This window comes from Microbulbifer weihaiensis, assembly GCF_048323715.1.
Lineage (GTDB): Bacteria > Pseudomonadota > Gammaproteobacteria > Pseudomonadales > Cellvibrionaceae > Microbulbifer.
The window spans coordinates 220,082-243,754 of record NZ_JBLWFL010000005.1 but is presented as its reverse complement, the minus strand read 5'-3'; the positions used below and the strand labels follow the sequence as shown (position 1 = coordinate 243,754).

Genomic DNA, 23,673 nt, shown 5'->3' with positions numbered 1-23,673 from the left:
TCCGGCTTTTCATCCACATATTGAAAAGGCGATGTTCATGGCGCAGTCCCTGCCACAGGTTCCCGGAATTCGTTTGGCTTCTGTTCCGGCCCACATCAAGAAATGGCAGCGGGATGACCTGCTGTTGATCGAAATAGCGGAAGGCGCGAGCGTTGCCGCAACATTTACCCAGAATGCATTTTGTGCGGCGCCCGTAATCGTGGCGAAGGAACATATCGCCCGGGGCGGGATTCGCGCATTGCTCATCAACGCGGGCAACGCCAATGCGGCAACCGGAGATAAAGGGCTGGAAAACGCCCGCCAGTGTTGTGCGGGCGTGGCGTCTGCATTGCAGCTGGAGCCGCAACAGGTGCTGCCATTCAGTACCGGTGTAATTGGTGAGCACTTACCAGTGCAAAAGATCCTGGATGCGATTCCTGCAGCGGTAACCAGTCTCGTGGCCGACGGTTGGGATGCGGCGTCGCGGGCCATCATGACCACAGATACCCGTCCTAAAACCGCGTCGCGCCATGTCGAGATCGGCGGTGAGCGCGTAGTGATTGCAGGTATCGCCAAGGGCGCCGGCATGATCCAGCCGAATATGGCAACCATGCTGGCCTATGTGGCAACAGATGCGGCGGTTGCGCAGCCACTTCTGGATCGGCTGGTAAAAGAGGTGGTTGCGGCGTCGTTTAATCGCATCAGCATCGATGGCGATACGTCGACCAACGATGCCTGTGTACTGATTGCCAGTGGCGCCACTGGCAAAATGATTGATGACGAGGCCAGCGACGACTTCCTGCGGCTGAAGGCGGCGCTGGAAGAGGTTCATATCGAGCTGGCCCAGGCGATCGTGCGCGATGGTGAGGGTGCGACCAAATTTGTGACGGTACAGGTGAACAACGCAGCGAGCAGCAAAGAGGCGCTGGCGGTTGCTTTTGAAATCGGCGAGTCTCCGCTGGTGAAGACCGCACTGTACGCATCAGATCCCAACTGGGGGCGTCTGGTGATGGCGGTGGGAAATGCCGGCATCGAAGACCTGGATACTGGCAAGGTAAGTATCTTCCTCGATGAAACACAGATCGTAGAAAATGGCGGCCGTGCGGAAGGGTATACCGAAGAGGCTGGCAAGAAGGTGTTCGCGCAGGCAGATTTCACTATTACCGTGGATCTGCAACGGGGCAGTGCCTGCGAACATATCTGGACCTGTGACTTTTCCCATGAATACGTGACCATCAATGCGGAGTACCGCACCTGATGTCTGAGCCTTCACAGAAGAAGAGTGTGCATGTGGCTGTTGGGGTGATATTGGCTCCTGACGGCCGCATCCTGTTGGCTAAGCGCCCGGACCATTTACATATGGGCGGGCGCTGGGAGTTTCCCGGTGGCAAGGTTGAAGCCGGGGAAACGGTTCAGCAGGCCATGACACGGGAACTGCTTGAAGAGCTGGACATTGAAGTATTGAGGCTGGAAAAGCTGATTGAGGTTCGCCACGATTACGGCGAGAAGCAGGTGTTTCTGGATACCTGGTGTATTGTCGAGTTTATTGGCGAAGCCCGCGGAGTCGAGGGGCAGGAACTGGCCTGGGTCAGTGCGGCCGATCTTTCCGCTTACCATTTTCCCGATGCGAACCAGCCGATTGTTGAGGCGGTACAAGCCCGGTTCTGCTAGGTCTCAGGGGCTGCCGGGCGCAGCCCCCTCACTTTGCCAGCGGGCAGGCCCGCTGGCACTCCTGTAAAGTTTTAGGGGCTAATAAAGATATTGCGCTTGTACAGGAAGCGCAGTACCAGCCACTGGAACAAGATGACACCGCAGGCGATCACCAGCGCACCACCGGCCTCCGGCAAAGCCGCTGCGATTCCGCCGAAGAAGCTCTTGCTGGTGTACACCCAGTTCACTAGGCTGGTGCCCAGGTAAACCAGAATGGCGTTGCAGCCGATCACCGAGAAAAAGTAAGTGAACGCTTGCCAGTGCCACATATCCACCACCAGGTAGAAGAGGCCCAGCAACAGGAGGCAGCTGCCTACGGTGACCAGTACAAAAGAGCTCGTCCACAACTCCTTGTTCACCGGGTAAACCCAGTGCCAGAGATAGCCCGCGAGCAGACAGGCTGCCGCCGCGATAAACAGCCCGCGGAGGATCGCTTTGTGATCGCCGCTATGGCTCGCCAGCCAGCGGCCGGCAAAGACGCCGCCCAGGGCGTTGAGGATGGCGGGAATGGTAGACAGAACCCCCTCGGGGTCATAGGGGCGATGCTGATAGGTAATGCCTGGCAGCATATGCTGGTCTACCCAGGCATTCACCGAACCGGCCGGTGTGAGTGAGCCAACACTTACCTGCAGGATCCAGTAACCAATCAAGATACTGGCAGCGATGACATATTGGGTGCGGATCCCGCAGTGCCACACGATCATTGCTGCTACAAACCAGGCAATGCCGATACGAGCCAGCACGCTGGCGTAGCGGATCTCGCCGGGATCAGCGGGAATGCCCGTGCCCCAGCCGTGGTTGTAGAGCACGCCGAGCGCTATGAGCAGCACCAGGCGTTTGACAGCCTTGCGGTATACCGGTGCGCGGTCACTAATGGGCAGACCCCGCAGAGACTTGTTTGCCAGACCCAGGGTGACACCGGAAAGAAAAATGAACAGTGGGAAAATCAGGTCGTAGAAGCTGAAGCCATGCCACTGGGTGTGCTGCATCTGGCCGTGCCCGAACTGGAAGATGGACCAGCCCGTGAGCGCGAATAGCGGCAGGAAAAGGGCTTCTCCGCCGATGATCCAGAACATGTCGAATCCGCGCAAAGCATCTACTGATGCGAGGCGTTGTTTTTTATTGACCATAATAACTACTTCAATATTCAGTCAGTTGTCAGCGGCCGGGCAATGGGTACCCGGCCGCTGCAGTGAGCGATTCATGCGGATAGTCAAAGACCGCAGGGAGATTCCAGTTTCGGCTCCCAAGCCGGCACAGTGTCGGTGAATGCTACCTTATCCGCACGCAGGGCGTCGATTGCGCTGTCCACTTCCGCCGGGCTCAGCACATGTTCTGCATTGTGGTACACCCAGTCCACGTCCTGTTGATAAGTTCGGGACTCACTGGAGTCGATGAGCCCCTCATCGGTAAACCAGAGATTAAAGTTGATGGACATGGGCTCTTCTGGATATACCTTTTCGCTGTGCTCGGCAAACTGCTCGCCATCGACAAAATAGCGAACCTTGCCATCGGCAACTTGCAACACCAGTGTGTGCCAGCCGGCAAAGCTTCCCGGTTTCGTGGTGAACTCGTTGTCCTTGATAAATGGATCCAGCTTGAATGTTTCCCAGCTGGTGGCAAAAAGAGCGTTGTCGGGTTCACCCCAGCCGCCATTGGCCAGGTATTCGAAATCCATTTCGCTGTAATTGGGATCCATCGGTGCGTTTAGCGGGCTGATGGTATAGAAAGTCTCGACAATCTGATCGCCGTCCGGGCCGGACGTTGGCTCGTCACGGAAGAATACCCGGGCGGCGTAAGTGCCGGAGAGATATTTGCGCTGGTGGCAAAACTGGGTGTGATTGGTATTTTCACCGGTACCATCGGTAGAAGACGTCATGCGCAACAGGGTATTGCCGGGGTTGTCCTGGTCTGCCAGAAAACTTATTCCTTCATCCGACCAGCGTGCGCCAGGAACACCGGGGTGTCCGGTTTCGGTCCGGGCTTTCCACTGGTTATTTCGCATATCTGCAAACGAACCATAAGAGAAGTCGTCGAAAAAGATATTGGTCGGTTGTGCAGGCACTGCGGATTTTGATTGCACGGATGTGTTTTTACCGGAACTTGCCTTCAGCGACCCGGTTTCATTTCCGCAGGCGCTGAGCAAGCTAGTGCAGGCTGCAGCGGCAATTGACAGTATTAGCCGTTGGCGAAGGTACTTCATGGTATTTCCTTACTGATGAGGTGGCCGAAAAGTAACGGATTAAAACGAAAAAAGCCCCGGTAAAAACCGGGGCAAAAATAGGAGCATTTCCTATCAGTCACAACGCAGAGAGAAACTTCAATATCCATCCTGTGAGAGTTGGCCGGTGTTTAACCGGCCGATGGATTCAGTTTTTATCCTGTTTAGAGTGAGCAGACCAGCGTCCAGCTGCCATCGGTAGTGCTGGGTTCAGACTGGGTCCACCAGTTGGCCTTGAATACAGAACCGTTGTGGATGATCTGGTCGCCGCTTGCCGCGTGGTTGCTGCGCGGCCACTCCGGGTAGGTCACCAGTGCGGAAGTATCAACGCCGGCATCGGTGCAGGTTGTGCCACTTCCGCCACTGCTGCCACCGCTGGAGCTACCGCCACTTGAACTTCCACCATCTGCCAGCTGTGCTACCGGCAGATCCGGGTATTCAAAGGCCAGTGCATAAGTGGTGCCGTTCACGGTTGCGGTATATGCCTGAGGGCCGGAAACCGGGAGGTAGTAATTCAGGGTCATGTCCCAGGTTTCACCGTCTGCCAGGTTCTGCCACGCCGGGAGGCTGAAGCGTACGCGGTGGAATTCATTTTCCAGGCCGCCCACGTTACCGCCGCCGGCGTTGGCTCCGTCTTCAATCACTTCCAGGCCAGCACCACTCTGATCGGTGATGATATTGGAGGTGGAGGTCGGCATGTCGAACTCGAACACCGTGCCACCGGGCAGAGTGCCACCGGTATTGTTGGTGATGTACAGCTTCGGGTTCAGCGGGTAGTTCTGATCACCCAGTTTGAAATCGGTGACCTTGATGTCGATGTTCAAGGCTTCTTCCGGTACGACACGATCGGTGCGCAGTTCCCGGTACTTCGAGGCATTGGCGAACTTGTCATAGGCGAGAGTCGTCAGGGTGTCACCCATGTAGTACTCACCAGTGGCCGCGTTCCAGTCGTAGTCGCCGGCCAGCTCCCAGAACATGATGCCGCCCACACCCTGGTCGATCACGTACTGAACCTTGGCTGCCATGGACTCTTCGTCTTCGGTGGAGATGTACACACCTTTTTCAGCATTCCACAGCCACGGGGCTTCGGAAACGCTGTCGTAGTTGCGCACATAAGTTCCAACCAGAGCGTCGTCCGGATCATTGGCCGGGTCGAGACCGTAGTCGGTGATGTAGCTGCCGAGGATGCCATTTTCAAGGTTCTTGGCGTGCCACATCGGGTTGGAACCCGCGCCCATTTCAACGCCATTTTCGTCCAGGTCGTGCCACATGTTGTCGATGCCAATGGCGCCGTAGCCGCACTTGGCGGAGCCGCCGGTGCCGGTGGGGCAGTCAGACTGGTTCGGCAGTGCTGCAGAGCCGCCGAGGCCATTGGTGCCACCGGTCACGCCCTGCCAGCCGCGGGTGTAGTAGGGGATGCCCACATTGATCCGGCCTGCGGACATGGAACCGCGGAAGTACTTCACCGCCCAGTCGATGTTCAGGTAGCCGATACCGCCGTACTGGGAAGTGCTGTACACGCTGGCTGCGGCCAGTTCCGGGTCGTTGCCGTTGTCGAACAGTGCTGAGTTGTGGCCAACATATTCGTTCCACGCACCGTGCAGGTCGTAGGTCATGATGTTGACGTAATCCAGGTACTGGGTGATCTGCATGGTTTCCATACCGCGCAGCAGGTAGCCGGAAGACGGGGAAGCGATGGTCAGCATGTAGTGGGTGCCGTCCTCTTCACCTGCCTGATCCAGCTTTTCACGCAGTACCCGCATCAGCTCGACATAGGACTTCATCAGGGAGCCGCGCAGCGGGTTGGATACGCCGAAGTCCAGCGGGTTGCCGGCATCGTTCATGGTGGTGGGGTATTCGTAGTCGATATCCACACCGTCGAAGCCGTATTTGCGGATGAATTCAACCGAGGAATTGGCGAAAGCTTCGATACCCTGGTGGTTGATGCTGCCGTCAGCATTGGTGGTCATGGTGTAGAAACCACCGTCGGCCACGCGGTCGCCGTTATCGTTGAAATGGCCACCGGTCTCAGCCCAGCCACCGACAGATACCAGGGTTTTCACATCCGGGTACTGCTCCTTGAACTTGGACAGCTGGTTGAAGTGACCTTTGTAGGGGTAATCCGGATCGGTCTCCGCTCCGGCAACGCCCGGCCATTCCATACCGGTGGCGGGGTTATCCGGGTTGCTGGTGTTGCCGACGGAAACGCTGTAATCGCTGCCGACATGGGCAAATGCGTAGTTGATGTGGGTGATCTTGTCCCAGGGAATGTCTTTCACCAGGTAGCTGGGCTGGCCGTTGGCACCGTTACGCCAGCTGGTGAAGTAACCGATGATGCGGCGGGGATGATCCGCGCCCATATCTTCACGGCCCTGTGCGTCGTAAATGGCGCAGTAATTGGGCGCAGTGCCGGGGGATGTGTAGAGGCCATCCGGGCGGCAGGGGAACTCGGTGACCACGGGATCCGTCGCATCGCTGACGGAAACATTGCGCTCGGCGCTTGCGGTCAGCTCGTCACTGTCGGTGGCGACGGCGGTAATGACATGGTCGCCGAGCGTGGCAGTCCAGCTGGTGGAGTAGGGCGCGCTGGTATCGGTGGCGATCAGGCTGCCGTCCACAAAGAATTCGACCTGCGTCACGGTACCGTCGCTGTCACTGGCAGAGGCGGAAATGGTTACGGCGTCGCCGGTGATGTGGCTGGAGCCATTCGCGGGCGCTGTGAGGGATACGGAGGGTGGCTGCGGACCTTCAATCACCTCAGCTTCAACAGTAATGGAAACCGGTGCAGTGGTTGTGGTCAGGGCATCATTATCGGTCACTACCGCGGTAATTTCCGGGGTGCCCACAGTGGCAGTCCAGTTAGCTTCCCAGGGCGCTGCGGTATCCGTGGCGATGAGTGCGCCATCGACGTAGAAGGCTACGGAGGTTACCTGGCCATCGGAGTCATTGGCTGTGGCCTTTATGACAACGTTGTCATTTTCTGTTGCAGAAAAACCGGCAACGGGTGAGGTGATAGAACCTGTCGGTGGAACCGGGTTAATAATGACTCCGCCGCTACAGCTGTCTACCAGACTCCACTCCTGGTATTGGCCGGAGTGAGATTCTGGATCCTGGCCCTGGGTCCACCAGTTGGCTTTGTAAGCGTTGTCGTTGTACTGGACTTGGGTGCCACCGGAGTAAGAGCCGGATGCATTCCACACGGGAAGACCATCGCAGTCTACAGCGGCGTAGCTGTGGCCAGCGGAGAGCATGGCGGCAGCAATAAAGCCAAGCTTTAGCTTGTTGTTGAGCATAAGTTGTTCACCTTGCGGGAGTTTATTTTTATTGGAATCACGACACTTGAACATCTGTGCCAATGAAATGACATCGCTGTCAAAAGTAGCAACGGCTAGTGATCAAAACAACCAAGAAACTTCACGAAACTGTAATAATGGAGAAATTATGCGCCATTTTTTTAGTTATTCCTTCAAACTGCGGCGCGCATCACTCTGAACGCATGGCGTAGGCGTCGCACGCAACAAGAACTTTTACCAGGAATCTGGCGCAATATTCATCTACATTGGAGGGGGATATTGAAAATCCGGGTGACAGGCATCACCCGTTGCTGACTGAATCCGGAAGCGTGTCTATCGGGGCAAGTACTACATATCCCACAGAGAGTTTGTCGCCTTGGAAAGCGTGATGCGCTCTTTGTCCTGAATCTGCTTGAGATTGTCGAAAACGTCTTTGACTTCCTCGGATTCAATGGACTCATAAACGGAGTGATACAGGTCGGAAAAATAGCGGTCTACTTCCTGCCCCAGTTTGTTGACCTCTTCGAGGCTGGGCTTGTCGCTCAGGTAAAGGTTCTTTACCAATTGGCTTGCGGACTCTTCCTGCGTGTACTGCAGCCAGGTCTGCATCACTTTGTGTTGGGCAACCGCCCCGTAATTTTTCAGGTTGTTTGCCATGCGAAGCTCGTGCTCGTGCAAATGCTCAAGCAGCAGCTTTGTCCGATTATCCTCAGCCTTTTCCTGCATTTGCCGGTAAATGCCGGCCATATCCAGATGGAATTTTTGCGCGTCTTTAAGGACTTCGTGGGCTTGTTTGAATGTTTTCATTGCTGTGCCTGCCTGTTACACAAACTCATTATAGTTATCGGCAAATTGATCCGGCGAAGAAAGTAACTTCCCTCTATGGTTATAGTGCATTTATCCAGTTGATCAAGGGCGAGGGATAAATCCCTAGTCCCAATAGCAGAAAAGTCAATAACAGCACAATCAGCCAGCCGGTTTTTTCGATATCGGCCGGGTGACCGGTTGCACTGGCTTTTCGATATTCCGCCGGGGGAAATGCGGCAGCGTTTATCGTGAAGTCAGCCGACTGCTCGCCTGTATCATCAGCCTCCGCAGGCCCGGGACGTTGTAACAGATCGAGAATCAATCCGAGGTAATAGTAGAGCCCCAGGGCACTGCCGAGAATCAATGCGCTGAGCAGCCACCAGTTTTGTCCCTGAACACCTGCCGAGAACAGATAGAATTTGCCGATAAAACCCAGCGTCAGTGGTATCCCTGCGAGCGAGAGCAGGGCGATGCCGAAACACAGTGCAAGCGCCGGTGCGCGCCAGAGAAGGCCTCGGTAATACATGCGCTGAAACGGATCTCTGGAGGGATCCTGCAACGGCCTGGAGCCGCCCGGCGTATGCGAGAAAGCGGAGTCGGCAACCAGGCTCACTACAGAGAACGCACTCAGTGTCGTGACTACGTAGGCAACCAGATAGGTGGAAACCGACTCGCTGCCGAAGCCGCTGTCGGTCAGTAACAGGGCCACAAACAGGTAGCCGAGGTGCGCGATCGAACTGTAAGCCAGCAACCGTTTCAGATTCTGCTGACGCAACGCCAGCAGATTGCCAATGATCATACTGGCCGCTGCCATAACGGCAATGAAAGAGTAAATTGCAGGCAGCTCAAGTAATTGTTGCTTGTGGACAATTTTAAACAGTATCGCAATCAAGGCGCCTTTTCCCAGCGTCGCCAGCAGTGCAGTGACTGGAGTAGGGGCGCCCTGGTAAACATCCGGAGTCCAGAAGTGAAACGGCACCAGCGACAGTTTGAAGGCAATGGCAACAAAAAATAATACGATACCCGCTTGGTACAGGTGGTCGTGAGACGGTACAGAGAACATGGCCAGGGAGCCGCTGGCTGAAAACACCAGGGCGATACCAAACAAGCCCAGCGCGGTTGCCAGTGCGGAAGTCATCAGATACTTGAGACCAGATTCGAGAGACAAGACTTTATCCCGCTCAGGAGATTGATCGCCATGGACAGAAAAGGCGAGCAGCGGGTAAAAGGAAATACTTATTAATTCAAGGGCAAGGAAAAAGCTGGCGAAATGACTGGCACTGACCAGGGTGCAGCCGCCTAATACAGCAAGTAATAGCAGTATGTAGAATTCTTCCGGGTAGCTGTCGCCGGCGGATACGTTTAGCGAGCCGCTTGCCAATCGGGCGTTTAGGTAATGGAGTCCCAGCGCCGATACGATCACGGCGATAAACAGGTTGAGGAGGCAAAGGAACAGGCTGAATCTATCGACCAGCAGCAGTCCGGTTACCGCGTGCCCCGTTTCCGGCAGCTTGTGCAGCAGGTAGATACAACTCGCGGCTGCTACTCCTAGCGTGCAGAGTGTGGTCGCCAGTGCACCGCGATGGCTGCGAAAAAAGGCCACCTGCAGCATTAAAGCAACAATACCACCGCTCAATATCATCAGTGGGGCAATGGCTGAGATATTCTGAATGCTCATCCGCGATCGGCCCCGTCAGCTGCGAAATTCGGCTCCTTATCCTGCGCGGGCATATAAATAGTTCCCTGCTCGGCTGAGCGACTGTGGATAAATTTGGCCCAACCGCTGGCCTGCGACAGGAGCGGTTGTGGATAAATCCCTATCCACAACAGCAGGAGTCCAGCGCCGGCGAATACCGTGAGATCCTTGCGGGACAGGTCGGTAATACCTGCCGTCAGTTGATCCGAGTGGGGGATGCCAAAAAATACCTTCTGCAGGAGCCTGAGCCCATACAGCGAAGCGAGAAGGATCCCCGACGCGGCTACCAGAGTCAGCCAGGGATAGGATCGAAAACTGCCGGCCAGAGTCAGGAACTCGGCGACAAAGTTGCCCAGCCCCGGCAGTCCTATAGCGGCCATCACAAAGACCAGCGCCGTCGCTGAGAGTCGCGGCAGTGTTGCCCACAAGCCGCTCATATCGCGAATGTCTCTACTGTGAAAGCGTTGCTGCAACTTGCCGACGAGTCCGAACAGTGCGGCGCTACTGAGACCATGGGCCATCATCAGTATGACAGCGCCGAGGATTGCAGTGGTGTTGCCAGCAAAGAGGCCCAGCAGAACGAAACCCATATGGCTGACACTGGAATAGGCCACCAGTCGTTTGACATCCCGCTGGGCGTAAGCGCCCAAAGCGCCGTAAAGGACGCCTACTACGCCGATAGCGATAGCCGCCGGGGCGTAAATTCTGCAGGCATCGGGGAACAGTGGGAGTGTAAAGCGCAGCAGGCCGTAGGCGCCGGTCTTGAGCAACACCGCCGCGAGCAGAATACTCGCTGCTGTGGGCGCCTGGGTATGGGCGTCGGGCAGCCAGGGATGCAGTGGTACTGCGGGAAGCTTTACCGCGAACGCAATGAAGAAGCCGAGCATCAGCCAGTATTGGATTTGCAGCGGTATCTCGGCAAGCAGCAGTTGCTGCAGGGAGAAAGTGATTTCTCCCCGCTGAAGGAAATTGACATAGACCAGGGCGACGATGGCGGCCAGCATCAACAGGCTGCTGGCCTGGGTAAATATAAAAAATTTGATGGCCGCCCGGCTTCTGTCTTCATAACCCCAGATAGCGATCAGCAGAAACATGGGAATAAGCATGACTTCCCAGAAAAAGAAAAACAGGAACAGATCCACGGCGGCAAAAACACCGACAACGCCGGCAATGGTCAAAAGGTAATTGCAGTGGAAAAAGCCCGTGCGGACCTTGATCTGCCCGGGTGTTATCCACAACCCGAACAGGCCCGTGCCGAGGGTCAGCGCGAGCATCAGAAAACCGAGTCCATCGATGGCCAGGTGAAAGCGGATACCAAAGCGCGGAATCCAGGCCCAGTCCAGTTGATCCCACCAGGCCTCGGAAAGTAAACCGGATGCAGTGGAAAGCTGCGCTGCGGGCAAGTAGCTGCACAACAGGGCGGCAGCGAGAAGCAGGCTCAGGATGGCGAGTGCGCGGCTGCTCCCCGGACGAACTTTTTCCACAGCACAGCTCAGAAGCGCGGCTGCCAGCAAGAGCACAATGATCAGAAGCAATGTCATACATACACCGCCGAGATCAGCAGGATAAGGCATAGTGCCCCAACTACTCCGGCGGCAATCGCCGTAAGATAGCTTCGCAACAGGCCAGATTGCGATTCGCTCAACCAAACGTGCATAGTCAGGCAAGCGCGGCTGATACCGGCATAACACTTATCCACAAAATCGTTTCGGTTGGCTCTGGCCGCCCAGTGAATGGGCTCAACAAGCAGGATCTGGTAGAGGCGATCAAATCCCCAACCGGCTTTAGACCATGCGTGCAACATGCGAGAGATGCGAAAACCCTGCAGTTCTTTTGCACGCCGATGGGAACGAGCGGTCGCAACCCGGATCAGGAGCCAAACCAGGATGCCGCACACGGGGGCCGCTGCGGCAACCCATTGCGCCGGGCCGGGTACCTGATGATCGCCGGCGCTGCCAAACACGCTGTCGAGGTGCAGTGGGAGAGCACCGCCCACCAGCGCGAGTAGTGCCAGAACTACCAGTGGGATCGTCATCGCCGGCCCCATCGCACTGCGACAGTGCCGGCTGGCGCTGCCCTCTGCACCGAAAAAAACCTGAGTCAGTAAGCGCGCGCTGTACATTCCGGTTACGAGCGCGCCGGTGACACCGCCGAGCCAGAATGGATTTGTGCCGCCGAACATATCCCAGGTCTGCGCCAGAATTTGCTCTTTGCTGAAAAAACCGGAAGTCAGCGGGAGGGCGGCCAGTGCGGCGCACCCGACGACAAACACCGCAAATACCAGCGGTAATTTTTTTCTGAGGCCGCCCATCGTGCGCATATCCTGCTCGTGATGCAGGCTCAGGATGACTACGCCCGCGGCGAGAAACAGTAGCGCCTTGAAAAAGGCGTGGGTCACCAGGTGGAAAATGGCTGCGGAAAAGGCGCCGGCGCCGAGGGCCAGGAACATATAACCCAGCTGGCTGATAGTGGAGTAGGCCAGTACCCGCTTGATGTCGGTTTGTGCCAGAGCACTGAGACCGGCCAGCAGCAGTGTCAAGGTGCCGAGGGTCGCTGTTGCCAGCATGGCAACTTCAGAGCGCAGGAACAGCTCGTGGCAGCGCGCCACCAGGTAGACGCCGGCAGTGACCATAGTGGCGGCATGAATCAGTGCGCTGACCGGCGTGGGACCGGCCATGGCATCCGGCAGCCAGGTCTGCAGGGGCAGCTGCGCCGACTTCCCCAGCGCGCCGCCAAGCAGCAGCAGCGCCGCCAGTGTGAGGATCTGCGGATCCGCGCCGGGGGAGCGCACAGCGTTCATCAACGGTGGCAATGCGAGCGTATGGAATTCCCTCAGCAGCAGGAATAGTCCGACCAGCAAGGCGGTATCGCCCACCCGCGTCACGATAAACGCCTTGCGCGCGGCACGCCCGTTATCCGGGTTGCGGTACCAGAAACCAATCAGCAGGTAACTGCATAACCCGACACCCTCCCAGCCGAGATACAGCAGTACAAGGTTATCCGCCAGAACCAGTATCAGCATCGAAAACACAAATAGGTTCAGGTAAGCGAAATATCGCCGGTAGCTGTCGTCTCCGCGCATATATGCAGCGGAATACAGGTGAATTAAAAAACCGACGCCGGTGATGACACTCAGCATTACCAGGGTCAGCGCATCTACGTGGAAGGCAAAATCCAGTTGCAGCGGGTAGTCGCCATCGGAAATCTGTAACCAGCGCCATAGCCGGATCCGAATCGGACGGGATTCGCCAGCGAGAAACTGCACACACAAACCAGCGGTTGATAGCGCTGCAAGACCGACACTGCCGACGCCGATTACCGCGCAGAATTTTTCCGAAGGTTCGCGCTGCAGCCACAACGGTACGCAGCTTAGTGCCACAAAGCCCAGCAGTGGCAGGAGCGGAATCCACCACAGGAGCATCGCCATGTCAGCCCCGCATGGCATTGAGCTGGTCGATATCGACCGTGTGTTTGTGGCGGTAAAACTGCAGGATCAGCGCCAGCGCCAGAGCCGCTTCCGCGGCGGCAAGCGTGACGATGAAGACAAACATGACCTGTCCGTCCGGTGTCGACCACTGTGCACCGGCAACGACGAACGCCAGTGCCGCCGCGTTGGTACAGATTTCCAGGCACATCAACATGAACAGAACATTGCGCCGCAGTAGCAGCCCGGCGAGACCAAGACAGAATAGAATGGCGGCGAACCCCAGCCCCTGACTGACGGAAATCGGTGCGACGAATTCAGGTGTCATCGGCGGTCTCCCGCAGGTTGGAGGAATTTCCCGTGCGGCGGGCCAGATGCGTGGCGCCCACCAACGCGGCAAGCAAAAGCAGCGAAGCCAGTTCCACGGCAAGCAGATACTTTCCGAACAGGGCGAGGCCCACCGCCTTGGGGGCAACCGCGGGGGAAACATCGGAAGCGGAGACACCTGTGATGTCTCCCCAGATGAAAAACAACAGCTGTGACAGCAGCAGAGCGGACAGGATGGCCGGACCAAGCCAGTTTTCCCCGCGCAGCCAGTCGGTTTCCTGTTGCACCGCCGCTTTGCGCTGATTGAGGAGCATGATCACAAATACCATCAGCACCAGGATCGCACCGGCGTAGACGATGACCTCGAGGGCAGCAGCAAAGGCTGCGCCCAGCTGGTAGAAAATCACCGCACAGGCGAGGAAAGACACAACCAGATAGAGCAGTCCGTGAACCGCATTGCGGGTGACGATCACCATCGCGGTGGCGACCACGGCAATCGTCGCTGTGAAATAAAAGGCGCTGTGTTCCATAGTGGATGCGGGTATCTCCTGTAAGTCAGAGGTTGAGGCTGCGTATGTTCACCGGCTCTGCTTCGCCTTGGGCCTCACCCTTGTCCTTGCCCGCGATCGCCTTGCCGGCGACCCGATAAAAATTGTACTCGTGGTATTTTCCGGGCCCCTCAATCAGAAGGTCTTCCTTTTCATATACAAGGTTTTGGCGGTCGTATTCGCACATTTCAAAATCCGGTGTCAGCTGAATGGCATAGGTCGGGCAGGCGTCCTCGCACAGACCGCACATGATGCAGCGGCTGAAATTGATGCGGAAAAACTCTGCTCGCCAGCGGCCGTCGGGATCTTCGGTTTTTTGCAGGGAGATACAGTCCGGGGGGCAGGCCACTGCGCACAGGTTGCAGGCCACACAGCGCTCCTCGCCGTCGGGGTCGCGGGTAAGGACGATGCGCCCGCGGTAACGCGGCGCCAGGTAGGGCTGTTCATCCGGGTACTGCACCGTGACATTGCGACGGAACAGGTGACGGAATACCAGCCACAGGCTGCGCAGGGCACTGGTAATCATCGGTTCACTCTTTTGTGTAGTCCGCGGTCATGTGTCATCAGGCTCGCCACAACAGAACTCCCCCGGTAATCAACAGGTTCAGCAGTGCCAGCGGCAGCATGACCTTCCAGCCGAAGGCCATCAGCTGGTCGTAGCGCGGGCGCGGCAATGCCGCGCGCAGCAATATGAACAGGCCGACCAGCAGCGCAGTCTTGAGTGCAAACCACAGGACCGGCGGCAACCAGGGGCCGAGCCAGCCTCCCAGGAAAAGTGTCGTCACCAGGGCAGAAATCAGCAGGATGGAGAGGTATTCGCCGACAAAAAACATACCGAACTTCATCCCGGAATATTCGGTGTGATAGCCGGCGGTGAGTTCGTGCTCGGCCTCCGGGAGATCGAATGGCAGGCGGTGGCTTTCCGCGATGCCCGCCACAAGGAAAATGACAAATCCGGCAAACTGCGGCAGAACGAACCAGCCTTCCCGTTGCGCGAGGACGATACTGCGGAGATCAAAACTGCCCGCCAGCATCACCACGCCCATCAGGCTGATTCCCATAAATACTTCATAACTGACGGTCTGCGCGGCGGCCCTCAGCCCGCCGAGCAGGGCGTATTTGTTGTTCGAGGCATAGCTGCCAAGCACCACGCTGTACACGGCCATGGAGCTCATGGCGAAAAAAAACAGCAGCCCGATATTCAGGTCGATGATGCCGATCGTGGGCGCGAAAGGAATAACCGCAAACCCGAGCAGCATGGTCGCCATAACGATGATCGGCGCCAGTACGAACACCGGGATATCGGCGAAGCGTGGAATGAAATCTTCCTTGAAAAACAGCTTCACCATGTCCGCCACGACCTGTAGCACTCCAAATGGACCAACGCGATTGGGGCCGGGCCTGTCCTGCCAGAATCCGAGCAGGCGCCGCTCGACCCAGGTGAGGCCGGCCGCCGCGACGACCACGCTGATCAGGATCCCAAAGATGTTCAGCCACACATTGATGGTTTCAGTACTGGCCTCAGTCATTATCCCGAGTCCCCGACACTGTCTGTGGCAATGTGCTCTATCGCTTGCGGTTGCAGCCGTTTTTGCGGGAAGAGTCCGGTGTGGCCCGCGATAAAGCCGATACATCCAGGGGCCGCGGTGTCGGAAATATCGACCCGGTATCCTCCTTCTGCACCGCGAATCCCGATACGATCACCGGCGCGCAGCTGCAGGCGCCGGGAATCATCCGTATGAAATTGTGCGACGGGGTCGCCGAGTACGGTGGTAATGGCCTCGGCACTGTTGCTGAGTTCGCCGGATCCGAACAGACGATAGAGTGGGACAGGCAACAGGGTTTCTGTTTCCGGTTGGACTTCCTCCTGATTGTTCACGCCATCTGGGCGGGTAAATTCGACCGCTTCACGTTGCAGCAGCAGGCCGCTGCTGCCTCCCGCTAACTCGCCGTTGGTTTGCGTGAGAAATTTGTGTACAGCCTGATTGGAATTCCAGCCGGGAGCCCAGTTATGGGTTTGCAACGGATTGCGGCCGGCGAAGGGAATGCCCTCCATCGAGAAGTTCATCGGCGCATCGACATCCTGTGGGGGTGGCTGTTCGGCAACGGCCGTTTCCGCGTAGAGCGCCGTGCGACCACTGTAACGGTGTGGCTGGCGGGCTACCCGTTCACCATCGAATAATGTGTTCCAGTCGGGGCCCAGTTCTGCCAGTGGTGCCAGTGTCCCATAGGCTTTCGCCAGTGCAGCGCTGATCTGGGTGACATGGGCCCAGCCGGCGATCTCCGAGAATTGCGGTATTTTTTCCGCACCGCCGGCGCGGGCCGCACATGCCGCTGCTACGTTGGCCAGCCAGCGCCAGCTTTCCTGAATATAACCACTGCCCTCGTACACACAGTAGTGGCGTTGGGCCAGGCCCGCGCTATTGACCAGGGTGCCCTCCGATTCCGGCGTCGCCGCAGCGGGAAATATCAGGTCAGCGCGGCGCGCGGTGGCATTATTCAATACATCCAGGTGCACCAGCTGTACCGAAGCCAGCAGCTCGTCGACGGTGGAGCTGGGTAATTTCCGGTAAAAATCTGTTTCCAGCGCAATCAGGGTCGTGGGCAGATTGTCCGTGTGAAGCCGTTGCGGCAACGTATCCAGGTTTTGGCTGGCAGGACAGATCTGCGCCAGCCCGAGGCTGTTCGCCTCGGGGCTGGCCAGGTAAATCGCACAGCGTTTTTCCGCACGCTGGTTGGCAACCGCCTGGGCCAGACCGGCTGCGGCTACGAGGAGCTCCGGCGAGAGCAGGCCGGATCCACAGATGATAAGCGGATTCCTGGCCGTGCTTAACGTTTGGGCAATGGCTGCTTCAGTACTCTCGTCGCCTGCAGCCGCATCCTGCGAGTTCTGCAAACAGGCAGTGAGTCGACTGGCGAAGCCGGTAATTTCCTGTGGTGTGGTGCGTAGTAGATCGGAGGCAATATCGTCGAGGTCTGTTTGCTCGACCGCGGCGATAAATATGGGTGTAGGTAATGAATCCAGTTCCCGCACCGAGGTGTCTTGCCACAAGGGGATATCCAGTGCATCCGCACGCTGCCGTTGCGATTGTCTTGCGGACTGGCGTACAGCGAGGGCAATCCGCGGTGCAGTGTTGCTGATGTCTTCGCCGAGAATGATCACCGCATCTGCGCGCTCAATCTCCGGCGTGGTGGGGCTGTACAGTCGCGGGTCGCTGAGGATCTCATCGCTGAGCTTGAGCAGGGTCATTTCCCGGGCACTGACGCCGGCAAAGAAATTTTCGTGGCCGACCAATACCTGCAGGGCAAAATTGTTTTCCAGTGATGTGCGGGGCGAGCCAACGCCGATTAGCCTGCGCTTGCCATGCAGTGCTTCCTGCACCATGTCTGCGCACAGGGCGACGGCATCGCCCGGCAGCAGTGGCTGGTGGATTTTTTCTGCGCTGTTGCCCGTGGTACAGATCAGCGCTTCGCTGGTCGCGCACAGCGTTTGGTATAGGCGCTGTGGACTGTTGGCATACTCGTAACCGAAACGCCCGCGGTCACAGAGAAAATAGCCGTTGATATCGCGATGGTAGAGATTCACTACCCGACGCAATTTTCGCGGATCGCCTTTGCCGTCGTCGCGGGCGCCCGGCGCGGTATTGCAGCCCACACCGCAGTGCTCACAGACCGAGGGCGCGGTTTGCAGATCCCATTTGCGCACGAAATGCCGGCTGAAGGTTTTGTCGGTAAATACGCCGGTGGGGCATACTTCTGTAAGGTTGCCGCTGAATCCATTCTTCAATTGTCCATTCTCCTGCCGGCCGAAATAGATCTGGTGGTTTCGCCCAAAGGCGTGCAGATCCGTTCCTCCCGCGTAATCCCGGTAAAAACGCACACAGCGATAACAGGTGATGCAGCGGTTCATCTCGTGATTGATAAATGGGCCGAGATACTGGTTTGTGTGCGTGCGTTTCCGCCCCTCAAATCTGCGTTGGGTGTGTGCCGTCATCAGGGTCATATCCTGCAGGTGGCACTCCCCACCCTCTTCACAGACCGGGCAATCATGGGGGTGGTTTGTCATCAGGTTTTCGATGATGCCCGCGCGAAACGCGCGCGCGTCGGGTGCCTCTATGGAATAGCGATCGCCATCCTTTACCGGTGTCATGCAGGCCATCACCAGTCTGCCGCGGTGGTCATCTTTATCTTTGAACTGCACCACGGCGCACTGCCGGCAGGCACCGACGGAACCCATTGCCGGGTGCCAGCAGAAATAGGGCAGGTTTTTCTTCAGGCTCAGGCAGGCACTGAGCAGGTTTTGCCCCGTGTCCACTTCGTAGAGTCGACCATCTATTGTTATTGTTGCCATGACGTGAATACCGGCATTCCTTGCCGGTGTCCTGTTGTCTGTGTTTATCCGCTATCCACGGATTGCGGCCGTGTCGGCGACCGCTGTCCGGGGACTCAGAGTACTTCCGCCCTGTGCGCGGCACTCCGCGCATAAGGGCAGGCACCCTCTTCGATATGTGCGACATAATCCGCTGCAAACAGCGCCAGGCTGCTTTGCAGGGGCTCTGCGGCGCCGGGCGCGAGGGCGCAGAAGGTTTTCCCTGGGCCCATGCGCTGTGCCAGTTCCCGCAGCAGATCCAGGTCCTTTTGTTTGCCGCGGCCCCGCTCGATGCGCTCGAGGATATCCACCACCCAGGGCAGGCCATCGCGGCAGGGGGTGCACCAGCCGCAGGATTCGCGGGCAAAAAAGCGCTGTAAATTCAGCACCAGTCCCACCGGGCAGGTTTTATCATCCAGGACGAGAATGGTGCCGGTACCCATACGACTGCCTGCCTCGCCTATCACATCGTAGTCCATGGCGAGATCCATATGCTGTGGGCCCAGAAAATCCGTGGAGCCACCACCGGGCAAAAATCCCTTTAGCTGATAGCCAGGCAGCATGCCGCCGCCGTGCTGTTCGATGATTTCGCGTATCGCTGTACCCATCGGCAGCTCCCACAGCCCGGGTGCTTTTACCCGCCCGCTGACCCCGAAGAGCTTGCTGCCCGCGTCCTTGCTGCGCCCCAGTGACCGGTACCATTGCTCGCCGAGCAATAACAAATGGGGCAGGTTACACAGGGTCTCCACGTTATTGACCACCGTGGGGCATCCCCAGAGCCCGCTGACCTGCGGGAAAGGAGGCTTGGCCCTGGGGATGGCGCGCTTGCCTTCCAGTGCGTTCAGCAACGCGGTTTCCTCGCCGCAAATATAGTTGCCGGCGCTGCGGTGCAGGTGGATCTTTAATCCGGATCCACTGCCTGCGATGGCGCGGTCAAACAGGGACGCGGATTCCGCTTGTGCGATCGCTGCACGTAGCCGTTCTGCGGCGAGATGATATTCCCCGCGCAGAAAGATATACGCCTGGGTTGCGCCGATCGCGCGCGCGGCAATGGCCATGCCCTCCAGCAACAGATGTGGATCCCGTTCCATCAGGTAGCGATCCTTGAAGGTTGCGGGTTCCATCTCGTCGGCGTTACACACCAGGTAGCGCTGCCCGGGATAATCCTCCTCTGGGGGCACAAAGCTCCACTTGAGCCCGGTATTGAATCCGGCACCGCCGCGCCCGCGCAGCCCTGCACTCTCAACCAGTTTTGCTATTGCACGCGGCGGCATGGCGAGCGCTTTTTGCAACCCCTGGTAACCCCCGCTGTGCCGGTAGTCGTGGAGGGAGACTGCGTCGGAAATTTCCGGGCGGATGTTTTTCGTCAGTGGTGTGCGCAGGCCGGAATCAATCTTCACTGTGGTAGCACTCCCGACATGTCGCGATCAGCTCATCAACTTTTTCTGTGTCCAGTTGCTGGTACATTTCCGTGCCCACCAGCATCACCGGTGCCTTGTCGCAGTGGCCCAGGCAAGGGGTTTGCAGCAGCGTGAACACGCCGTCGGCGGACGTTTCCCCGGGGCGGATTTTGAGTTGCCGTTCAATGTGCCGTTGCACGCGACTGCAGCCCATCACCCAGCAGGAGGCGCTGTTGCACAGGAGCATGACCGCGCGCCCCACCGGTTGGCGAAAAATCAGCTGGTAATAGGTGGCGAGGCTTTCGAGTTCCGCAATGGGCGTTTTCAGGTAATCGGCGAGCGCCTGCAGTGCGCCATCGGATACCCAGCCGCGGTGCGCCTGCACAATGCGCAGAGCCTCCAGCCCGAGTGCCTGGCGGGTGGGGTAGGCGGTGGCTTCGCGTTCGATCTCAGCGATTTCCTCCGCGCTCAGTTGCAGGATCTGGATTTGCTCTGGCATCGGTCTAGCGGTCCACGTCGGCCATCACGAAGTCGATACTGGCAATGATGGCGATCAGGTCCGGTACAAACAGCCCCCGGCACAGTTTGGGAATCATCTGCAGGTGTGGGAATGATGGCGTGCGAATGCGGTTTCGGTAGGCGTTGGTGCTGCCATCACTGATGATCTGGTAGCTGTTCAGTCCCTTGGTGGCCTCAATGGGCACGCAGGTTTCACCCGGTGGCATCACCGGGCCCCAGCTGTTGTTCAGGAAATGCTGGATCAGGGTCTCGATATCCTCCATGGTGCGCGCCTTGCGCGGCGGCGTGGTGAGAGGGTGGTCGGACTTGTAGTGACCTGCGGGCATGTTGTCCACGCACTGGCGGATGATCCGCAGGCTCTGCCGGATTTCCTCTACCCGCAGCCGGCAGCGGTCGTAGCTGTCGCCGCCGTCGAATACCGGTATTTCGAAATCGAATTGTTCGTAGCCACTATAGGGGCGCCTTTTGCGCAGATCCCACTCGAGCCCGGTGGCCCGCAGCCCCGGGCCGCTGACGCCCCACTCAATGGCCGTTCTGGTGTCGTAGGCGCCGATACCGCGGGTGCGCTTTTGCAGGATGCGGTTTTTCAGCACCATGCCGTCGTATTCGCGCAGGCGTGCCGGTAGATAGTCGAGGAACCGTTTTATGAGCGTGTCCCAGCCCTGGGGCAGGTCCTGTGCCACGCCGCCGATGCGGAACCAGGCGGGATGCATGCGACCACCGGTGATGGCCTCGACGATGCCGAACAGCTTTTCCCGATCCTCGAACATGTAGAACACCGGCGACATCTGGCCGACGTCCTGGGCAAAAGTCCCATAAAACACCAGGTGGCTGGCGATGCGGAACAGCTCGCACAGCATGACGCGGATCACCTGGGCGCGCGCCGGTACGGGAATGCCCGCCAGCAGCTCAAGCGCCAGCACGTAGGGCAGGTTGTTCATCACCCCGCCCAGGTAATCCACCCGATCCGTGTACGGCAGGTAGCTGTGCCAGGCCTGGCGCTCCGCCATCTTTTCGGCGCCGCGGTGGTGGTAGCCGATATCGGGCACCGCATCGACGATGCGCTCACCATCGAGCTGCAGCACCACGCGAAACACGCCGTGCACGCTGGGGTGGTTGGGCCCGAGATTCAGGAACATGTATTCCGAGGTGCCGCTGGCGCGGCACATGCCCCAGTCTTCCGGGTGAAAGCGCAGTGCTTCCTGTTCTACATTCTGTTTGTGTGGCGACAGGGTGAATGGGTCCACTTCGGTGGCGCGGGCGTGATGCTCCTTGCGCAGCGGATGCCCCTGCCAGGTGTGTGGCATCAGGATGCGTGTCAGGTGCGGATGGCCGGCAAAATCGATCCCGAACAGATCCCAGACTTCGCGCTCGTACCAGTTGGCCGAGGGCCATACCGGCGTGATGGAGGGCGCCGACAGCCGCTGCATGTCCAGCGCGACTTTGACAACGATAAACAGATCCCGCTCCAGCGAGAGCAGGTGATACACCAGGGTAAAGTCACTGGCCGGCTGTTCGGCCGCACCGTCTCCGCGATGCTGCCGCTGGCGCTCGTCGATGGCACTCAGGTCGTACAGCATGCCGAAAGGCCGGGAAATACCGCTTTTCAGCCACCGCAGCAGTGGCAGCAGCTGGGCGGTGCCGGTCCACAGGGTAGGGAAGGGGGTAGGCAGGTCGGCAATATCTGGCTGCAGCCAGTAGTGAAACTCCGGGTGCCCGCGACCTTCGCGGGCCGCGTCCTGAAGAAAGTCCGCAGCGGCGGACGCATAGGCACTGGGCGGGAATTCACTGCGGGCAATCACGCTTTCCATGGGGAATTACACGCTGTCCGGCGAACGCAGCATTTTCGCAGCCATACGCGCTTCACGATGCACATCTTTTTGGCTGGGTTTACCGAGCCTGTTGACCGGCGGTTTGCGCGGCATCTCCTGCACACCCTTGTCGTCCACCAGCCAGCTGAGTGCGCGGCGTTCACTGGCGACCGATTTTTGCAACAGTGTCAGCCCCTGCATCAGTGCTTCCGGGCGCGGCGGGCAGCCTGGCACATACACATCTACTGGCAGGAAGCGATCCACCCCCTGCACCACACTGTATATATCGTACATTCCGCCGGAGTTGGCGCAGGAGCCCATGGAGATCACCCAGCGCGGCTCCACCATCTGTTCGTACAGGCGCTGGATTACCGGCGCCATTTTGATAAACACGGTACCGGAAATTACGATCAGGTCCGCCTGTCGCGGTGTGGCCCGAATCACTTCCGAGCCAAAGCGGGCGAGGTCGTGGCGGCTGGTAAACGCCGTGGCCATTTCCACATAGCAGCACGACAGGCCGAAGTTGAACGGCCACAGGGAATTGGCACGCCCCCAGGCGGCGAGATCTTCCAGTTTGGTGAGCAACACATTCCTGCGCACTTCTTCGGAGAAGGCGTCACTGTCGCTTTGCGTGCTGTCGGCGGCAATCAGGTTGTCGTGTGCGGGTGGCTGTCCGGCGCGCGTCAGTTGCCAGCGCATGGTGCGTCCTTGCCGAATATCCCGCGCGTTGACGCGGGAAGTCTTCTAGCGGTTATTGCTGTTATCGGTTTTGACTGTGGCTGTGTTCGGCCCCCAGTCCAGGGCGCCAAGGCGCCATACGTAAATCAGCCCAACGAGCAGAATCCCTATGAAAATAGACGCCTCAATGAAACCCGGCAAACCGGCCTCGCGCACAGATATGGCCCAGGCAAATAAATACACGGCTTCGAGGTCGAATATGACGAACATAATGGCGACGAGGTAGTAGCCGACGGAGATGCGCAGATGGGCGTCGCCAACCGGGACTATCCCGGATTCATAGGGTTCGTGGGTGGCGGGATCGCGACGCTTTTGGCCGAGCGTGTGAGACAGGCCGAGCATCAGGGCGATCAGTGCAAAAATCGCGAGGGCGTAAACCAGAAGTGGCCAGTAATTTGACACGCTTTGTAGAGGCATCTGAGTTAATTTGAGTTTGTTTTGATCTCCCTAGTGTAGTTTGGCTGAGGCACGACAGTTCGTTGATTTCCTTCTTTAGCTGGATCCTTGGCGGTAAAGCACCGGGTATAGGTTTTCAGAACCGGGCTAGGCGCCCCCCTTCAATACATCCTTGTACGCTGCGTCGGCGCCGTCCATGGCGCCGACGCTTTCAAAAACGGATCCCCGGCACTTTCCCTTCAGCTCGAAGTGTTGTGCTTCGTAAGAAAGTGGGGTGAATGTTGATCTCGAATTTTGGGATGAACTTTTTAACGATCCCTAAAACAAAAAAGGCGCCCATCACTGGGCGCCTTTTTCGGCTTACGAAGCTGAGGATTTGATGCGAAGGTAAAGTGCCGGGGATCGGTTTTCAGAAGCGTCGGCGCCATGGACGGC

The 23,673-nt window shown here is 58.1% G+C and carries 19 protein-coding genes; 2 read left to right on the top strand and 17 right to left on the bottom strand.

From position 1 onward, the window contains the following. Positions 1 to 37: 37 nt before the first annotated feature. Together argJ and mutT are read left to right on the top strand one after the other, a co-directional pair. The gene (gene argJ, locus ACNKU7_RS07335; RefSeq protein ID WP_418296322.1) at positions 38 to 1,237 is read left to right on the top strand and encodes a bifunctional glutamate N-acetyltransferase/amino-acid acetyltransferase ArgJ; all 1,200 of its coding nucleotides are present in this window, start codon (positions 38 to 40) and stop codon (positions 1,235 to 1,237) included. Further along, positions 1,237 to 1,650: an 8-oxo-dGTP diphosphatase MutT gene (gene mutT / locus ACNKU7_RS07330; protein ID WP_418296321.1), complete on the top strand. Its 414-nt coding sequence runs from the start codon at positions 1,237 to 1,239 to the stop codon at positions 1,648 to 1,650. The genes argJ and mutT overlap by 1 nt, the downstream gene beginning before the upstream one ends. Before the next feature lie 71 nt (positions 1,651 to 1,721). Here the strand turns inward: mutT and nagX are convergent, their stop codons facing one another. From nagX to ACNKU7_RS07245, 17 genes are all read right to left on the bottom strand, one after another. Next, entirely contained in the window at positions 1,722 to 2,819 is a 1,098-nt protein-coding gene (nagX, locus tag ACNKU7_RS07325) for a transmembrane glucosamine N-acetyltransferase NagX (protein WP_418296320.1), read from the bottom strand. Positions 2,820 to 2,902: 83 nt separating this feature from the next. Further along, the gene (locus tag ACNKU7_RS07320) at positions 2,903 to 3,772 is read right to left on the bottom strand and encodes a glycoside hydrolase family 16 protein (RefSeq protein WP_418296319.1); all 870 of its coding nucleotides are present in this window, start codon (positions 3,770 to 3,772) and stop codon (positions 2,903 to 2,905) included. Positions 3,773 to 4,074: 302 nt separating this feature from the next. Beyond that, complete coding sequence (locus ACNKU7_RS07315; RefSeq protein ID WP_418296318.1) at positions 4,075 to 7,203, bottom strand: chitinase C-terminal domain-containing protein; 3,129 nt, start codon at positions 7,201 to 7,203, stop codon at positions 4,075 to 4,077. Positions 7,204 to 7,551: 348 nt separating this feature from the next. Next, positions 7,552 to 8,010: a hypothetical protein gene (locus ACNKU7_RS07310; RefSeq protein WP_418296317.1), complete on the bottom strand. Its 459-nt coding sequence runs from the start codon at positions 8,008 to 8,010 to the stop codon at positions 7,552 to 7,554. A gap of 79 nt (positions 8,011 to 8,089) precedes the next feature. Next, entirely contained in the window at positions 8,090 to 9,688 is a 1,599-nt protein-coding gene (locus ACNKU7_RS07305) for an NADH-quinone oxidoreductase subunit N (protein ID WP_418296316.1), read from the bottom strand. Further along, on the bottom strand, positions 9,685 to 11,247 hold the full coding sequence (locus ACNKU7_RS07300; RefSeq protein ID WP_418296315.1) for a complex I subunit 4 family protein: 1,563 nt from the start codon (positions 11,245 to 11,247) through the stop codon (positions 9,685 to 9,687). Before ACNKU7_RS07300 ends, ACNKU7_RS07305 begins: the two co-directional genes overlap by 4 nt. Continuing rightward, positions 11,244 to 13,133: an NADH-quinone oxidoreductase subunit L gene (nuoL, locus tag ACNKU7_RS07295; RefSeq protein ID WP_418296314.1), complete on the bottom strand. Its 1,890-nt coding sequence runs from the start codon at positions 13,131 to 13,133 to the stop codon at positions 11,244 to 11,246. Before nuoL ends, ACNKU7_RS07300 begins: the two co-directional genes overlap by 4 nt. Position 13,134: 1 nt before the next feature. After that, positions 13,135 to 13,458 carry an NADH-quinone oxidoreductase subunit NuoK gene (gene nuoK / locus ACNKU7_RS07290; RefSeq protein WP_418296313.1) on the bottom strand — a complete coding sequence of 108 codons (324 nt, stop codon included), beginning with the start codon at positions 13,456 to 13,458 and terminating at the stop codon, positions 13,135 to 13,137. Beyond that, positions 13,448 to 13,987, bottom strand: a complete 540-nt coding sequence (nuoJ, locus tag ACNKU7_RS07285; protein WP_418296312.1) for an NADH-quinone oxidoreductase subunit J — start codon at positions 13,985 to 13,987, stop codon at positions 13,448 to 13,450. Before nuoJ ends, nuoK begins: the two co-directional genes overlap by 11 nt. A 25-nt stretch (positions 13,988 to 14,012) precedes the next feature. Further along, positions 14,013 to 14,531, bottom strand: a complete 519-nt coding sequence (gene nuoI, locus ACNKU7_RS07280; protein WP_418296311.1) for an NADH-quinone oxidoreductase subunit NuoI — start codon at positions 14,529 to 14,531, stop codon at positions 14,013 to 14,015. Between the two features lie 37 nt (positions 14,532 to 14,568). Then, positions 14,569 to 15,534 carry an NADH-quinone oxidoreductase subunit NuoH gene (gene nuoH, locus ACNKU7_RS07275; RefSeq protein ID WP_418296310.1) on the bottom strand — a complete coding sequence of 322 codons (966 nt, stop codon included), beginning with the start codon at positions 15,532 to 15,534 and terminating at the stop codon, positions 14,569 to 14,571. Then, positions 15,534 to 18,356, bottom strand: coding sequence for an NADH-quinone oxidoreductase subunit NuoG (gene nuoG / locus ACNKU7_RS07270; RefSeq protein WP_418296309.1), 2,823 nt, complete (start codon positions 18,354 to 18,356; stop codon positions 15,534 to 15,536). The genes nuoH and nuoG overlap by 1 nt, the downstream gene beginning before the upstream one ends. 95 nt (positions 18,357 to 18,451) lie before the next feature. Then, on the bottom strand, positions 18,452 to 19,774 hold the full coding sequence (gene nuoF, locus ACNKU7_RS07265; RefSeq protein ID WP_418296308.1) for an NADH-quinone oxidoreductase subunit NuoF: 1,323 nt from the start codon (positions 19,772 to 19,774) through the stop codon (positions 18,452 to 18,454). Then, positions 19,764 to 20,273: an NADH-quinone oxidoreductase subunit NuoE gene (gene nuoE / locus ACNKU7_RS07260; RefSeq protein WP_418296307.1), complete on the bottom strand. Its 510-nt coding sequence runs from the start codon at positions 20,271 to 20,273 to the stop codon at positions 19,764 to 19,766. Before nuoE ends, nuoF begins: the two co-directional genes overlap by 11 nt. A gap of 4 nt (positions 20,274 to 20,277) precedes the next feature. Then, entirely contained in the window at positions 20,278 to 22,104 is a 1,827-nt protein-coding gene (gene nuoC / locus ACNKU7_RS07255) for an NADH-quinone oxidoreductase subunit C/D (protein ID WP_418296306.1), read from the bottom strand. A 6-nt stretch (positions 22,105 to 22,110) separates the two neighbouring features. Next, positions 22,111 to 22,803 carry a NuoB/complex I 20 kDa subunit family protein gene (locus tag ACNKU7_RS07250; RefSeq protein ID WP_418296305.1) on the bottom strand — a complete coding sequence of 231 codons (693 nt, stop codon included), beginning with the start codon at positions 22,801 to 22,803 and terminating at the stop codon, positions 22,111 to 22,113. A gap of 45 nt (positions 22,804 to 22,848) precedes the next feature. Beyond that, on the bottom strand, positions 22,849 to 23,244 hold the full coding sequence (locus ACNKU7_RS07245) for an NADH-quinone oxidoreductase subunit A (protein WP_418296304.1): 396 nt from the start codon (positions 23,242 to 23,244) through the stop codon (positions 22,849 to 22,851). Positions 23,245 to 23,673: the final 429 nt, after the last annotated feature.

Coding starts and splice junctions, on each gene's coding strand:
- argJ (WP_418296322.1), top strand. CDS start 38: ATGGCGCAGTCCCTGCCACAGGTTCCCGGAATTCGTTTGGCTTCTGTT.
- mutT (WP_418296321.1), top strand. CDS start 1,237: ATGTCTGAGCCTTCACAGAAGAAGAGTGTGCATGTGGCTGTTGGGGTG.
- nagX (WP_418296320.1), bottom strand. CDS start 2,819: ATGGTCAATAAAAAACAACGCCTCGCATCAGTAGATGCTTTGCGCGGA.
- ACNKU7_RS07315 (WP_418296318.1), bottom strand. CDS start 7,203: ATGCTCAACAACAAGCTAAAGCTTGGCTTTATTGCTGCCGCCATGCTC.
- ACNKU7_RS07310 (WP_418296317.1), bottom strand. CDS start 8,010: ATGAAAACATTCAAACAAGCCCACGAAGTCCTTAAAGACGCGCAAAAA.
- ACNKU7_RS07305 (WP_418296316.1), bottom strand. CDS start 9,688: ATGAGCATTCAGAATATCTCAGCCATTGCCCCACTGATGATATTGAGC.
- ACNKU7_RS07300 (WP_418296315.1), bottom strand. CDS start 11,247: ATGACATTGCTTCTGATCATTGTGCTCTTGCTGGCAGCCGCGCTTCTG.
- nuoL (WP_418296314.1), bottom strand. CDS start 13,133: ATGGCGATGCTCCTGTGGTGGATTCCGCTCCTGCCACTGCTGGGCTTT.
- nuoK (WP_418296313.1), bottom strand. CDS start 13,458: ATGACACCTGAATTCGTCGCACCGATTTCCGTCAGTCAGGGGCTGGGG.
- nuoJ (WP_418296312.1), bottom strand. CDS start 13,987: ATGGAACACAGCGCCTTTTATTTCACAGCGACGATTGCCGTGGTCGCC.
- nuoI (WP_418296311.1), bottom strand. CDS start 14,531: ATGATTACCAGTGCCCTGCGCAGCCTGTGGCTGGTATTCCGTCACCTG.
- nuoH (WP_418296310.1), bottom strand. CDS start 15,534: ATGACTGAGGCCAGTACTGAAACCATCAATGTGTGGCTGAACATCTTT.
- nuoG (WP_418296309.1), bottom strand. CDS start 18,356: ATGGCAACAATAACAATAGATGGTCGACTCTACGAAGTGGACACGGGG.
- nuoE (WP_418296307.1), bottom strand. CDS start 20,273: ATGCCAGAGCAAATCCAGATCCTGCAACTGAGCGCGGAGGAAATCGCT.
- nuoC (WP_418296306.1), bottom strand. CDS start 22,104: ATGGAAAGCGTGATTGCCCGCAGTGAATTCCCGCCCAGTGCCTATGCG.
- ACNKU7_RS07250 (WP_418296305.1), bottom strand. CDS start 22,803: ATGCGCTGGCAACTGACGCGCGCCGGACAGCCACCCGCACACGACAAC.